Below are 15,577 nucleotides of genomic sequence, written 5' to 3'. Positions count from 1 at the left end.
CGAATCGTCAACTAGTAAAGGCTACAAATGGGGTAAACTGTTGTTTTACAAGGGCACTGGCTTAACTTTTGTCATGTGTTGCGCCGAATAGCCCGTGGGCGACACGCCGTATAATTCCTTAAAGGCAACCGAAAAATTGTTTACGTTCGGATAGCCTACCGCAAACGATACCTCTGAAACGCTTAACCCTTTGGTTGTTAGCAGATTCGCGGCCTGTTTCATTCGTATCGTTCGGATAAGATCTCGGGTTGTTACGTTGGTCAGCTCTTTTAATTTACGATGCAGATGCACGCGACTGATACCAATTTCGCCCGCAATCATCTCGACGCTTAACTCGGGATTGGACAGGTTCTGATTGATTACCAGGTGAACTTTTTCCAGCAATCTTTCCTCAGCCGCTTTGAGGCTGATTTTCGAAATGAACTCATCCTGATATTGCTGTTCGTGCTCATTATTTTTCAGGAGTTGTCTGTTTTTGATCAGGCCATCAACGGTTTTCAACAAGATGTCGATGTTGAATGGTTTGGTGATGTAAGCGTCGGCGCCCAGCTCAAGCGCCTGAACATTAGTCGATTCTTCGGTTTTGGCCGTCAATAAAACGATCGGTATATGGTTCACCAGAGGGTTGGCTCTCAGTTTACGGCAAAGCGCCATGCCATCCATCACGGGCATCATAACATCGCTGACAACCAGATCAGGTTTCTCTTTCACGATCCCTTTATAAGCCTCTTCGCCATTGGCATAGGCAAACACACTGTATTCGTCCGATAATTCGTCAACAAGGTAGTCGCATATCTCCCGGTCATCGTCAACAATAACGACACACCTCGATTTTCGCTTGAGTCGTGTTTTTGAGGGCTCTTCGGGTTCTGGTAAACGCTGGGTGGCAAGTGTTACTGGCACTATTGCCGGGGTTTCAGCGGAAATAACTTCATCGACGGCCAGCGTTATGGAAAAGCAGCAGCCGATAGAATCCTTATTTTCTACTTTTATGGTGCCGTTGTGCAGTTCTACCAGTTGTTTTACCAAATGAAGACCGATGCCTGTGCCATATTGGTTATAATCGCGGTGGTCGGGCGATTGATAAAAGCATTCGAATATCCGTTCTGTCTCGTTCTCGTTAATAAACTGGCCGGAATCTTCAATCGTTATCACTAAATCCTGCTGGTTCCGATCCGATGTCAGGCCAGAAGGTTTTAGGGTCAGAGCTACCCGAATTGTTCCGCCGTTGGGCGTGAATTTGAATGCGTTGGAAAGGATATTGATGAGCACTTTATCGAAATTCAACGGGTCGATGCGGGCAAAGACACGATCCGCCGGAAAATCCATGACAAAGTGAATCTGTTTGGCGTGGACCTGCTCTTCAAATAACTGACAGATTTCGCCCGTAAACTGCACCATATCGACTCGGGCCAACTGCAAGGCCATCTGCCCTTTTTCAATTTTGCGGATGTCCATCAACTGATTAACCAGATCCAGTAAACGTTTTGTGTTCCGGCCCATGATGTTGTACAGGTGCCGGCGCTCTTTATCCTGATCGTGACTAATCAGCTTTTGTAACGGACTGACAACCAACGTTAGAGGGGTACGTATCTCATGGGCAATGTTGATAAAAAACTGGAGTTTGGCTTCATTTACCTCTTCCAGCCGTTGGTGAGCCAGCCGTTCCTCTTTGATACGTCGCCGATTCCGGATCGTTCTGTAAACCAGACCCGACAGAATCAGGATTAATAAGCCATAAATAAGCTTCGCCCAAAGCGATAAGTACCAGGCCGGGTGTATGAAGATGGTTACCTGATGCTGGTCGGAAATGGCTTTGTTGGCTTTTGCCTTTAAGCGAAATGTGTAGGTACCAGGAGCCAGGTTATCGAAGGTTAATCGGTTAGAACCCGGACGCAATTCAACCCAGTTGTTGTCATTGATGGAATACAAATAGGAAACCCGCTCGGCATCAATAAAATCCATCGTCGAAAACTCCAGCGTGAATGAGTTATCCTGATGAGACAAGTTAAATTCCCGGGCACTATTGACGGTTGTATCGACAACTTGATACGTACCAGATGTTGTCCCCTTTCTGACCGGCTTATCGTGAATATACAGGTCGACAATTTGTACCGCCAGCCGTTTACTGGCAATACGTATCGCATCGGGTTTAAAATGAGTGATGCCGTTTACTCCGCCGAAATACAACTCGCCGTTGTCAGCTTCTATGGCGGCTCCCTGGCTAAATTCATTGCCCTGGAGCCCATCGGCCGAATAGAAATTGACAAACGTATTGGTTTCCAGATCCATCCTCGACAAACCCCGGTTGGTACTTATCCATAGATGCCCGTCGTTATCGCCCCGGATGGCGCTGATCATACTACTTGGCAGGCCATTGTCTGTATCAAACGAAGTAATCGCTTTAGTCGAACGATTCAATTTTTTCAGTCCCTGAGAGGTCCCCAGCCATAGATTGCCTTTGTTATCGTCAAATAGCGCGTAGATTACGATGCCGCTCAGAAGGCTATTTCTGCCCAAAGTGGAGACGAAATTTTCCGTTTCCAGGTCCAGACAGGCCAGTCCGTCGAACGTACCAATAAATAGCTTGTTGTCTTTAGAAATGAGCAGACAGTTAATCCAGTTATTGGGAATAAGGTTGTTGGTGAGTCGATTTAGTTTACTGGGTGGCGCTTCAAAATTTTTGACGGCTCCCGAACGAAGGTCCAGTGAGAATAAGCCAGAACCCATCGTAGCAACCCAGAGCCTCTGGCTGGAATCCTCTTTGATACTGAACACCCGCTGAACGTTGTCCCCGTTTTTGTCGATAATCTTACTGCTAGCGCTGGTTCTTCCCGTTTTCGGATCGAATTGAACCAGACCACTTAAATAGGACCCAAGCCAGATGTTTTTTCTTGAATCCTCATAAATAGTCATGATATTGGATGGCACCGGTCCATGTTCAGTGTCGGGCTTGTAGTGGACACCGCTGGCAGCGCCCGGCGAAAGCGCATATAATCCGTCATTGTCGGTGCCGACCCAGACTGTTTTATCCGAATCCTGAAACAATGACATGACGGTGCTCGAGCCAATGAAATTGCTGTTTACTGACTTATAGCCTATATAACCGAACCGATTTGGATTGCCGGCCAGTAGCAGCAACCCTTTCTGAAAAATGCCAACCCAGATATTACCAGCCTTGTCTTCAAAAACCGAATGTACCTTGGATTTAGACAGGTCAAAGCTGGTCACATTCGTGTTCAGATCCTGAATTTTGTTGGTAGCCGGATCGAAATATTTCAATCCTTTCCCACTGGTGGCCATCAGGATCTGGTTGTTCCGATTGACCAGTAGTTCATCGACCGGAAGGTCAGTCCGGCCATTATAGGGAATGGCAATAAAGCTTTGATTAACAGGGTCGTATCGAAACAATCCACTATTCATGTTGCCGACAAACAGACGTCCGTACCGATCCTGGCAGATACTTCTCACCACATTATTCTGCACTTTTTTAGTATCAAAAAATGATTTGGTGGTGTGTCTGTCTAGTCGGAACAGCCCTTTATCTTCTGTAGACACCCATAAGTTCTGATCGGTATCCTCAAAAAGACTGATAATCAACTCACTGGGAACGGGCAAATGGATTTTTTGGCCCCAAAGCTGACCGCCTTTTTTCACTAGTTTAAACAAGCCGCGCCCTGAAGTGCCGATCAGAATATCTCCGTTTTTTCGTTCACAGACACTCACTACCCGCGTACTAACAACAGTTCCATCGTCTAGTTTAAGGGGTATTTTGTGGAAGGAGTCACTGGCCGAATTGTAATACTGTAATCCTTCGATTGAACCGACATACATTCGACCAGCCTTGTCCTCATACAAGTCCTGAAGCAGATTACTCAGAATTCCCGTGTCATTTTTTCTGTCGTGCCTGTATACGGTAAACGTTATTCCATCAAACCGGTTCAAGCCGTCTTCGGTGGCAATCCACAAAAAACCACTCCGATCCTGATGGATATCGCTGACTACGCTACCCGACAAACCGTTCTCGGCCGTAAACAATTTGCCGGATTGGGTTCGCGCGGTAAGAGGATACCACAGCAAAAAAATAAGTAAAGCGATTCTGGAATTCATCTATTGTACTTTTTGCTTCGCCACCAACCCATCTTCACCGACTAAAAGGCTTAGCAACTAAGTTGGCTTTGTCAGAGCAGTTTCGCACCGGTACGTTACGTCCGGTCAGGGAATAAAGCCTGGTTGTGAACAGCCATACTTACATCTATCTTCTCTGAGATTGGCTGTAACATTTTTTTCACCGCGAGTAACTTTTCTGCTACGTTAAATTGAGTAATAGCAATTATGAGCAAAAGTATATTGCCATAATCCAAAAGTCACCAAGATATGTTACACGATTCTTTGGCTATGTTACATTTTAAATAGCCCAATCATTTTTGACTATACTTTTGATAAAATGAAAATGAGTCGCGAAACTGAAAACCTATTTCTCTTTAACGACCGCTACTGTTGCCTCGATAAAAGCCTTCAGATTCTTCGACTCAGACTACGTGAGAAAGGCGATCCTGCCTAAAATTTTCGATCTTGGGAGCCGTTTGGGCTTAATGATTTTGAGTTTTTACCAGCTTGGTAAAAAGTGCTACGTTAAAGATTTATCATCTTAGACTTGTTTTATAAACTACTAATAGTGCAACATAAATTTATGAAGAAACAACTTACCCCAATTCTGCTCGCTACGTTCAGTTTGGGCGCTATAGCTCAGAATCGGGTTACGATTAATGCTGACCAAGGGAAAACAATTATCAGCCGGCACATTTATGGTCATTTTGCGGAACACCTGGGCCGGTGTATTTACGATGGGTTCTACGTTGGTGAAGGCAATACCAAAATTCCGAATAAAAATGGCGTTCGGCTGGACGTAGTGGAAGCCCTGAAAAAAATGAAAATTCCGAACCTGCGCTGGCCGGGAGGATGCTTCGCCGATACGTATCACTGGAAAGATGGCATTGGCCCAAAAGCCAAACGGCCCAAAATTGTGAATACCTGGTGGGGGGGCGTCACGGAAGATAATAGCTTCGGCACGCACGATTTTCTGAACATGTGCGAGCTGCTGAACACTGAGCCGTATCTGGCCGGAAATGTAGGGAGCGGGACGGTACAGGACTTGAGCGATTGGGTTCAATACGTTAATTTCCCTAAAAATAGCCCCATGTCAAATCTTCGGCAGCAAAACGGTCGGCAAGCGCCCTGGAACGTACGTTATTGGGGCGTTGGGAACGAAGCCTGGGGTTGCGGAGGGAATATGACGGCTGATTACTACGCAAACATCTACCGCCAGTATGCTACGTTTATGGCGCCACAGGTGGGGAAAGAAACTATTTTCCGCATCGCATCAGGGGCCAGTTCCAATGATTTCAACTGGACCGAAACCCTTATGAAAAACATTCCTGGCAAAATGGTTGAAGGGGTAGCCCTGCACCATTATTCGGTGTTCGGCTGGGGACCAAAGGAGAAAGGTTCCGCCACCGAATTTACGGAAACCGACTACGCCCATACCATGAACGAAGCCCTGAAAATGGATGAGTTTGTGCAAAAGCATTCGGAAATTATGGACAAGTACGATCCGCAGAAGAAGATAGCTTTAGTGGTCGATGAATGGGGAGGCTGGTACGAAGTAGAGCCAAATACAAACCCGGGCTTCCTGTATCAGCAGAACACCATGCGAGACGCTATTTTAGCGGGTGCTACGCTCAATATCTTCCACAACCACGCCGACCGGGTCCGGATGGCGAATCTGGCGCAGGCTGTTAACGTGCTCCAGGCTGTGATTCTGACCAAGGGCGACAAGATGCTGCTGACTCCTACGTACCACGTTCTGGAAATGTACAATGTACACCAGGATGCGACCATGCTTCCCGTTGACGTAAAAACGGAAGACTATAAAGTGGGAGATTATAAGCTACCGGCCGTATCGGTGTCTGCGTCGCGGGACAAGGCGGGCAAAACGCACATTTCGCTGGTCAATATTGATGCCGGTAAGCCGCAGGAAGTTACGGTAAACGTAAAGGGATTTAAAGCAGCTGCTATGACGGGACGTATTCTTACCTCGGCCAAAGTACAGGATCACAATACGTTCGAAAATACCACGAAAGTAAAACCAGTCCCTTTCACGGGGTCCAAAATGAACGGTGATAATCTGACCGTTACGTTGCCGCCCGTATCCGTAGTGGTTCTAGAGCTGACCAATTAACGCACTTCTGGCGCATGGGCTGTCGAAGAGCATGCGCCAGCAATACGTAAATGATTCATTCTTCTCGTTGAATCAGTGAAGTTGATTATACAGATTGATGATGGTATTTTCTGGAGTGGTTTTCGATTACCTTCCTTTCAAAACTACATCGTTGTCACCGGCCCATTGGGTTAAATCCTGTTTGTTGATGGCGGCTGCCATCAGATCTGGAAATAGGTCAGGTGTACAGGCAAAAACGGGTACGCCCAATCCAGATAAATAACGGGCATGCTGATGGTCAAATGATGGGGCTCCGCTGTCGTCGAGAGCCAGCAATGTAATCAACTGAACACCAGAAGCGACCAACTCAGCCATTCGCCGACGCATGTTTTCTGAATTACCTCCTTCGTATAAATCAGTAATCAGTACCAGAATGGTGTCGTCGGGCTTGGTAATCAGTTGCTGACAATACGTTAGGGCTCGGTTAATGTCGGTTCCACCGCCGAGTTGAACACCAAACAGCAAATCGACCGGATCTTTAAGGTCTTCAGTCAGGTCGGCTACTTCCGTATCAAATACAACCATCCGGGTTGTTACCGTCGGTATGCTGGCCATTACGGCACCGAAAATCCCTGAATAAACCACCGACTGCCCCATCGAACCGCTTTGGTCCAGGCAAAGGACAATGTCTTTCAGCGATCGTTTCGATTTTCGCCCGTACCCAATCCGTATCTCTGGAATAATCGTTTTGTAATCAGGCTGATAGTGTTTCAGGTTTTTTCGAATGGTCGAATTCCAGTCCATTTCGTTATGGCGCGGGCGCCGGTTACGAGCGGCACGATTAATGGCTCCTGTGATAGCCTGAATCGTTTTTTGTTCGACTTTTTGCAGAAGCTCATCCACTACGTTCTGCACAACGCGACGGGCAGTATCCTTGGTTTTCGAGGGTATCAGTTTACCTAGCTCCATCAGTGTGGCCACTAAATGAACATCGGGCGTTGCCTGCTCCAGAATTTCTGGCTCAAACATTAATTTTCGCTTCAATTCATCCTGTTTCAGGGCATCGTTCTGCATAACCTGCACCACCGACTGCTTAAAAAACTGCCGGATATCGCCCAGCCACCGCGCTACGTTCGGCTGCGACGCCCCTGAACCTCCTTTTCGAGACGCATCGGTAGACCCGTAATCAAACTGGCCTCGTCGTTCAAATTCGTACAATGCCGCTAACGCAGCATCAATCTGGGCGTCCTGGCCGGTCAACGTAGCACCCGTTCCATCGGCTTCATTGCCGCCGAGAATAAGCCGCCATCGAATTAGTGGGTCACTCATAATGGATTGTCTTTTGAACGAGCGTCGTTCTCTTTAAAAAATAACATGTCGGCCATCACTTCCGAATAAACGATGGGAGGAACGTTCCCGAATCGAATTAGCCGCGGATCAGTATCCTTACTGGGTTCATCGTACATGTAACTCCCGAACCGGACACTCTGCGCACGAGCAAACATAATATCACCTAAGGCCGCATTTTCATCGTAATAGCCAACACAGATATTGCCCTGCTGAGTCAGAATGGCCGTGATACTCAGATCCGTGAAATCTTTGTAGTAACTAGCAATCCAGCCGGCGTCCTGCACCGATCCCCGAAACCAGCCTAATTTTTCCATTTTGCTGACAAAACCATACCCGCCATACTCGATGCCTTCAAACTGCCGATCTATGGTCAAATCGGAGTCCGACTCAGGAAGCGGAACGACCTGACGAGCCAGTTGCGGAAAGATTGGTTCTATGTTGGCATCAGTGAGTTGCTGCGACCAGTGAGTACGTTGTCCGTCGGTTAAGGCTAGCGGATGCACCATTCCGATTAACGTATCATCGGGTAGTTCAATCTCGTCGCCCGCTTCGTTGAGCAACGTCTGATCTTCCTGGCACTGGAACGTAAAAAGCAGGATTTGCTGGTGATCGAAGACGCCCCAGATCAATCGAATAGCATAAGCAAACATAACCGGATTGCCCAGAAAGAACTGTTGCCAATTATCGCTCGGCCATTTGCGCTGAATGACCAAATACTGTTCCAGCCGTCCCGACTGGGCTTTCACAATATCCCGAATTTCCTTACTGATCTCCTTAAATTCTTCTTTTAAATCCGCGGAAGCCGCTTTAGGTAATGTCTTGCTCAGTTTGTTGTCTTCGTTGAGAAATGCCAATTTAAAATCGGTTCCAACGAAGGCCCGGTACGTCTCATTGCCAGCTTCAAACGGTCGAAATAAACCCTCGAAACCAAAATCAGGAATAATGGAATCGGCCAAATCGTAGGGCGAAATGCCAAGCGTATCGGCGGCAATCGTAAAGGCTTCGTTGGCCGCAGCGCCGATATTTTTATTCTTGTTCTTGTACTTTCGGGCGTAAAATTCGACGGCACGTAGCGCCTTATTAGAGCCAATGAGTGCCAGTGCCTGTACGGCATATTCGGCCATTTTGCCGCGTCCGGCTTCGGCCCACTGATTCACTTTTGTCTTTAGCAGATCAACTTCCTCGTCATTACCCAGCATAGCCGCCACGGTCAGACAGCCTTTTCCTTTCGGATCGGCCCCGGCTTCCAGATAAGCTTTCAGCACCGTGTGAGCAAACGGACCACTACGTTGCCGATCGATAAGCGTGTAGAGTGGTCGAGCTTCGCTATCGGGCCGGATATCTTTTGAGCGATTCTGCCGATACAACAAAAACCGAATAGTATCCTGGTTTAATGGTTCGCCCGAGCTCTGCCAATAGAGTTCGGGCAAATTGGTCTCAACAAGATAAGGCGCTACCGGAACGTCTAGTTTACTACGTTGGCGGGCTTTTTCTACAACGGCCGCAACCTCATCCTGAGTTGTCGGAGCAGGTAATAATCCGGCCAGACTCTCCAGCATCACATCGCGCGTATCGTCGTTCTTTTCGGTATTGAGCGCATCCATCAATAACGACTGCGCCCGGTCAGTACGGATCAGCGAAAGGAGTAAAGCGCCCGTCTGCCGAAAATCGGCCTTTTTGTGGCGGAGTAATTTTTCAGCTTCGGGAATGGCTATTTCGCCAAGTTTAGCGAGGGTGACAGCCGCTATTTCCCGCATTTGCTTCGACTTATGACGGGTCAGCGCCCAGATTTGCGGATAATAGTCAGTGTAATCATACTGTGCAAGGAGCTTTAAACTATCCTTGGCTAGTCGAATCTCATCGAAATACAAGCCTTTGGAATCTACCTGCAAGCCTAAAATCAGGAAGGGAACACTTTCCTGACCAAGTCGCCCAGACAGAAATTCGAACAATTGTATATCCGGTGCCGGACAGACCCGCAGCCAGTTGTAGACGTATTCTCTGGCTTTGGCTGGTTCCTCCTGGCTGAAAATCCGGTCGAAAAGTACCTTGACACTCAGTTCATATGGCCCTTTTGGATCGGTACGTTCGCTACTGAGAAAATAGTTTTTGGGTGACGTAGCAGTCATCTCGCGCCGTACTAACTCCAGATAATCGTATGCAGCGGACAGCGTTTCTGACTCGTACTGATTCGGTACGTACTGCGCCAATAATTTCTGTAGGCTACGATACGTTCCCGGATCGGTAACGTATCGCTGAACGTCGGCAACAAAAGGACCAAAATACGTAGCATCGTACGCCAACAATTCATGAACAAGGTCAGTATCTAATCCCAACCGATCATTGTAGCTGCCCAACTGAAGGAAATCGGACACATGCGCTTTGACAAAGTCGGGCTTCCATTTTAAAATCAGTTTCAGGTAATTTATTCGCTGGTGCCCGTATAAGTTGGGCCAGGATAACGCATGATACTGATCGAGCCGCGCTATCATCCAGTGAATTAATGGAAAATCAGAATCAGCTAGCTCAATATATTTCAGTACGGCAAACCAGAAATCCCCTTCTGATACACCATATCGGGCCATATGCTGAACCAGTGAATGAATCGTTTCTGCACCGAACGAACCGTTGACCCGTTCGGCCAACCAGTTTTCGTAGAAATCCTCGTATAAATAATTGTAGCGATTTGTCCCCTGCCCTACTGCAAACGCTATCAGTCGAAGATCAAATGCATCCCATTGCTGAGGATTCGGAGAAAGCATAGCCCAATAAGCAGCGTAGAGGGTATGGCCGTAAAAACCAAATTGAATAACTGGATAGGCAACACGGCCATCGCGTAAGTATTCGATTAATTGGCTGTAATCGGCTTTGTGGGCTTCATAATAAGCGAGGTTTCGGGTTTCATCGCTAAACTTCTGCAACAATGGCTCGCGGTCAATTGGTGGCGTTAGCATAGAAAGTTTGTCAGGTTGAGAATCCGAGTTTGTGAATAAGTTGAGTAACGTTTGTTTCAGCCCCATATCGATCTGGATTTATAGACCTAATAATTCGTTCATTACGCCCAATACCTGACTGGCCCGCTCGGTATTGAATGCAGTGACCTCCTTGCTGGATGTAACGACCGATGCCGAAATTCCCTGACGGGCTTTAGTACCGAGCTGTCGGCGATCAGCGGGTTCGAAACGAGCGAACGTTCGGCGCAGGATGGGGAGCAATTCAGAAAAATGCTCCGCTGGCAGATCGGCAACCCATTTATAAAGCAGGTTCCAGAGTACCTGATCATACAATAGAATCAGCCCGCTTCCCGACAAAAAACCTTCAAGCCAGGCTGCTGAGGCCGTTGCGGGTTGGCTTGCCGAGAGTGCCAGCCCAAAAGCGGTCGTTGTTTCGGATAGACTAAGAAGCTGCCCATCGAACAGGATACGGCAAAGTCCACCCGTAATCAGTGGGTTAATTCCCGGTGCCGACGTATCAGTATTCAAGTGCTCTGCTTTGAGCAGTAGTTGATGCAGCGTAGTGTTCCACAGGATACGTAACGATTCGTTTTCGAGCAAGCGAGTAGCCTCATTGACGAGCCGTATCTGCTTAAGCATTAAGGCTGCACTGTCGTTATCGAGGCCATAACAAGCATTGGGCAAGCCAATACACACCCGCGTTATGAGCCCTTCGATAAGTTGGTGAATAACCGTTAGGTCGGTGTTGCGCACGTTACCGTATCGACTCACATCAACCAGTGGCGTAAAAGCCTGCATCAATTCTAATACGTCGGCCGAAACGGTAGCAAGTTCGCCAATGCGGGCCAGTAGCTGCTCAATTGCACCGAACAGTTCAGCCGGAATAGCCTGCTGCATCAATTGGGCCAGATCGCCGATGCGATTCGTTCGCCCGCTTTTATCTAATAGGAAAGCCGTAGCTGCATTCTCGACGTTATTACCAAAAATCGCCTTTTCAATAAGCTGCAACACCATGTCGGGTTGCCACCTTAATGTCCACACTTCCTTAAAAGTACCTTTAGTACGTGCAGCACCCCGTGTGCCCCAGGTGACCTCAAGGATTGTAAGACGATGGAGTAACCGGCTCCGATTCAGGTCAAGGTCTTTCCGTAAATCGAGTTCGTAGTCCTTTCGTTCGGCGCTTTGTGGCAACCGGATTTTTCGGGTAAGTTCCTCGAAATCGGCCTGTAATGGTAATTTAGGCGTATCGGCGGGGACTTGCCCCATCTTTTTACCAACAATCAATTCCTCTTCTACCAGCTTCAGCAAAATGCTATCGCCGAAGCAAAGCACGGTTGTCGTAGCTTCATTTAATTCCGACAGACCAGCCCTCGGCAGATTACGTAAACCAGCCAGCGTTTCGGCTAATCGGTAGGCTTCGATCACGTGGGCTGTGGACGTATCCATTTTGTTTTTACGGAACAACCGCGCTACGTGGGTCAGCCAACGGATGCCGGTATCGTCGGGATGATTCCAGTTGTGGTCGTACCAACCGGGCGACGTAATACCAGCCCCATAGCCGCTACGCCACCCCAATCGGTCATACGTCCACGGAATCCAGGTGGCGCGGACAGTCGTTTTAGGCAATCCTTTCAGCAACCGAGTATCTTCTTTTTTTGTGGTTGACCAGGTAGTTAACCCCGGTACGTGCCAGGCTCCGCATACAACCACTACGTTGCCAAAGCCATCGGTTTCAGCCTGTCTAATCAGCTGCCGCATATACGCTTCCCGCAGATCATTCTCTGCGTTGGGGGCTGCATACTCCCGCAAGGCCGTCATGGCCTGTTGAACGGCGTCGAAATGGTCGAGGGCATACTCTTTAACGTATCGTTGCTCCACATGCTGCTCCCACCAGGCTTCGCTATCATCATATCCATCGGCTTGGGCCAGACTTAGCAAAGACGTAGTTTGACTCGATTTATCCGAAGGTTCATCAAGTGTTGTTGTCTCTGTTGTTTCGGGCGTTTCACCTACTTTTCGATCCTCAGTATTTTCAGCAACTGCCTTTTTTCGCTGTTCGATTCCGAACGAATGACTTACCGGCAAGTCGATCATTCGAGTCGGTACGTCTTGCTGAACAGCCCATGTAAGCGCCTGCCATTCTGGGGAGAACGTAGCAAAGGGATAATAAACCGCCTGTTTCAGATCGTCTGGATTATAAGCAAGAACAGCGACAGGCGGCTGTAGCTCATTACTAGCCAGATGAGTCAGTACCGTATCTAGTTCTGGTGGACCTTCAACGAGAAGAAGGTCAGGCCGAATCTGACTCAACGCTTCCTGCACGTAGCGGGCCGAGCCTACTCCATGATGACGAATGCCGAGGAGGGTCAGCTTCATAAACTAATCTCCTTACAGGCCCGGTACATGTCGCGCCAGTCTTCGCGGGTTTTAAGGACGGTTTCCAGGTATTCGTTCCAGACAACTTTGTCCTGTACAGGATCTTTAACAATGGCGCCGACCAAACCAGCCGCTACGTCGTCTGCCCGTAATTGACCATCGCCAAAATGAGCCGCCAGAGCCAGACCGCTGTTGACGACAGATATGGCCTCGGCTGTGCTCATCGTGCCAGAAGGCGTTTTTAACTTGGTCTTCCCATCGTTGGTAAGACCTGATCTTAATTCACGGAAGATGCTGACGACCCGACGAAGTTCGTGTACCGATGGCGCTTCGGCAGGTAGTTCCAGCGTACGGACCAAACTGGTTACCCGTCGTTGAACAATATCGACCTCTTCGTCCATGCTTGACGGAACGGGCAGGATTACTGTGTTGAAACGGCGTTTTAACGCGCCTGATAATTCATTAACGCCTTTGTCGCGGTTGTTGGCCGTGGCAATAACATTAAAACCTTTCACGGCCTGGATTTCGGAATTCAGTTCAGGAATAGGTAATACTTTCTCCGACAAAATCGTGATGAGCGTATCCTGTACATCAGCCGAAATACGCGTTAATTCCTCGATTCGTGCAATTTTACCCGATTGCATGGCGGTCATCATGGGCGTTGTGACGAGCGCTCGTTCCGAAGGACCTTCGGCTAATAATCGGGCATAGTTCCAACCGTAGCGAATGGCTTCTTCGCTGGTGCCGGCCGTTCCCTGAATCAGCAACGTAGAATTGCCCGAAATGGCAGCGGCCAGGTGTTCGGCAACCCACGATTTAGCCGTACCGGGTAGCCCGTACAGCAACAGGGCCCGATCGGTTGTCAGCGTCGCCACGGCAATCTCCATGAGACGGCGGCTACCAATATATTTCGGTGAGACAATAAAGCCGTTTTTCAGGGTACCTCCCACCAGATACGTAACGACCGCATTGGGCGACAGAAGCCAGTTGGGTGGCCGCTGGGCGCTATCCTGTTTGGCGAGTTCGGTTAGCTCCTCGGCGAATTGTTGCTCAGCGTGTTGGCGTAGTACGTTCATAAGGTCGATTTGTGGGTTGTCAGTGGTTTGGTTACAATTCGTTGATACGTCGTCGTAGGTTGAGCCACCGGTTGAGTGGCGTAAGCACTTGTTCGTTGAATGTATATTGCTGATGCCCTGAGAGATATCGGTCTGCAGCAGCTTGCGCATTTGTCAATATATCGGGATGAATGACGGCAACCGCATCTCGAACAAATTGCCGTTCAGCACCTTGCAGATAAGGAGTTTTAATCCACGTTTTTACAATGGCTTCCCATACGTACTCGCTAAAGGCAAGAGACCATTGAGTAGCCTCTTCGTCCGTCAAAAACTGATAGTTACCGTATACGTTGGTTAAATCGAATTCTATAGGAATAAGTCGTTGTTGTTCGTCGGGCGATAGTAGTGCCAGCAAGGCAGGCCACTCCGTTATGGCTGATTTATGCGGGAGAAGATCAGCGACCCAGTCCGTACGTTTAAATCTCCGAACCATCTGGGCAAGCACCTGGGCAATAGCATCTCGCTCGCCCTCAGGCCAGGATTGTCGCATGAAAAAAGGGACAGGACGTAGCTTTTTATCATTCAGTATAATTGCCCAGCAGTCGGGGTGCACTTTTATTAAAAGAGTAGCAAACCAACTAAGAATGAGCAATTGCTCCGATAAGTCAGCATTTATTTCAACGCCCAGTTTCTTCATACTTGCTTCATTGAAGAAATCGTCGAAGTGGATTGGTAAGACCAGGGCCGTTTCAGACTTACCAACCAAGCGTTGGAATATACCTTTATTCGCCTTAAAGTAGGGCCTTAGTTGACCAACCACTTCCTGAAATAAAGCACTGCCGGGTATAGCCAATAACAGTTCACTTACGAGTTGAAAATGCTCAATCTGGACAGTTTTGGGCTTCTTAACAGACAGTAAATCGATTCTAAGCTTTTCCAGGAAAGGTTCATCTTCCAACGACAACCCTGGATTTAGCGCACTTAGTAATAATTTCTTCTCTTTCAGAGGCTGCTGATCCCATTTTTCTTCCAGTAAAACTCGGGCTTTAGTCGGCTGCGCCAATCGTATTTCATAAAGCGCAAGAGCCTGTGAGCCATTCTGCTCTTCCCATGTTTCCTCTGGAGTTTTAGGGGCTTCATACGACCAATCGGTGTTGATTTGTCCGAGCCATTTACCTCGATTACCAATTATGTGATAGAGTGCATCTGGATCAACTTCTATTGTACCGTTTTTATGTCTGGCCAATAGATTGCATAGCGAATCAGGGGGAAGAATCCAGTTTCGATTCTGACACCTATCAACCCATTTTTTCAATAAGCGCCGGTTGGGGGCTGGTTCGTCCACAAGTTTGGCGAGTATTTGCATGGCTTCTTTTGGCGCATAAGGATGCGTTTCCGGTTCACAGATAGGCATATCCGGCAAGGCTAAATCCGCTGGTTCATAGCCTGCCCAAAGGTAATTGGTTGCCAAAGCCGCCGTCTGCAACAGTGCCTGTTCGGGGGAGGACGTTGCCTTACTGGATTGTAATTCTACCGGCAACTGAGCCGGATCAAAAGACTTTCGTTCTGTACCCAGAAGTGCCGTTTCGACCAAAGCTTGCCACCAGTCTGGAGTTGTCATG

At 48.2% G+C, this 15,577-nt stretch carries 7 protein-coding genes; 1 reads left to right on the top strand and 6 read right to left on the bottom strand.

The features are described from left to right. Positions 1–45: 45 nt before the first annotated feature. Positions 46–4,110 carry a hybrid sensor histidine kinase/response regulator transcription factor gene (locus ACYVF1_RS01900; protein WP_461075048.1) on the bottom strand — a complete coding sequence of 1,355 codons (4,065 nt, stop codon included), beginning with the start codon at positions 4,108–4,110 and terminating at the stop codon, positions 46–48. Between the two features lie 583 nt (positions 4,111–4,693). On the opposite strand from ACYVF1_RS01900, the gene ACYVF1_RS01895 reads away from it, so the two are divergent. Next, the gene (locus ACYVF1_RS01895) at positions 4,694–6,241 is read left to right on the top strand and encodes an alpha-N-arabinofuranosidase (protein WP_461075046.1); all 1,548 of its coding nucleotides are present in this window, start codon (positions 4,694–4,696) and stop codon (positions 6,239–6,241) included. A gap of 126 nt (positions 6,242–6,367) precedes the next feature. Here ACYVF1_RS01895 and ACYVF1_RS01890 read toward each other — a convergent pair whose 3' ends face one another. The 5 genes from ACYVF1_RS01890 to ACYVF1_RS01870 form a co-directional block, all read right to left on the bottom strand. Next, positions 6,368–7,549 carry a VWA domain-containing protein gene (locus ACYVF1_RS01890; RefSeq protein ID WP_461075044.1) on the bottom strand — a complete coding sequence of 394 codons (1,182 nt, stop codon included), beginning with the start codon at positions 7,547–7,549 and terminating at the stop codon, positions 6,368–6,370. Further along, positions 7,546–10,524, bottom strand: a complete 2,979-nt coding sequence (locus ACYVF1_RS01885) for a DUF4132 domain-containing protein (protein ID WP_461075042.1) — start codon at positions 10,522–10,524, stop codon at positions 7,546–7,548. The genes ACYVF1_RS01890 and ACYVF1_RS01885 overlap by 4 nt, the downstream gene beginning before the upstream one ends. A 78-nt stretch (positions 10,525–10,602) precedes the next feature. Further along, a complete protein-coding gene (locus ACYVF1_RS01880) occupies positions 10,603–12,900 on the bottom strand; it encodes a DUF5682 family protein (protein ID WP_461075040.1) in 2,298 nt (765 codons plus the stop codon). Then, positions 12,897–13,976 carry an ATP-binding protein gene (locus tag ACYVF1_RS01875; RefSeq protein WP_461075038.1) on the bottom strand — a complete coding sequence of 360 codons (1,080 nt, stop codon included), beginning with the start codon at positions 13,974–13,976 and terminating at the stop codon, positions 12,897–12,899. The genes ACYVF1_RS01880 and ACYVF1_RS01875 overlap by 4 nt, the downstream gene beginning before the upstream one ends. 31 nt (positions 13,977–14,007) lie before the next feature. Continuing rightward, positions 14,008–15,576: a DUF5691 domain-containing protein gene (locus ACYVF1_RS01870; RefSeq protein ID WP_461075036.1), complete on the bottom strand. Its 1,569-nt coding sequence runs from the start codon at positions 15,574–15,576 to the stop codon at positions 14,008–14,010. Between the last annotated feature and the right edge of the window lies 1 nt (position 15,577).

The organism is Spirosoma flavus, from assembly GCF_054778555.1.
The sequence above is the reverse complement of the archived record's forward strand: the minus strand, read 5'-3'. Positions and strand labels throughout refer to the sequence as shown.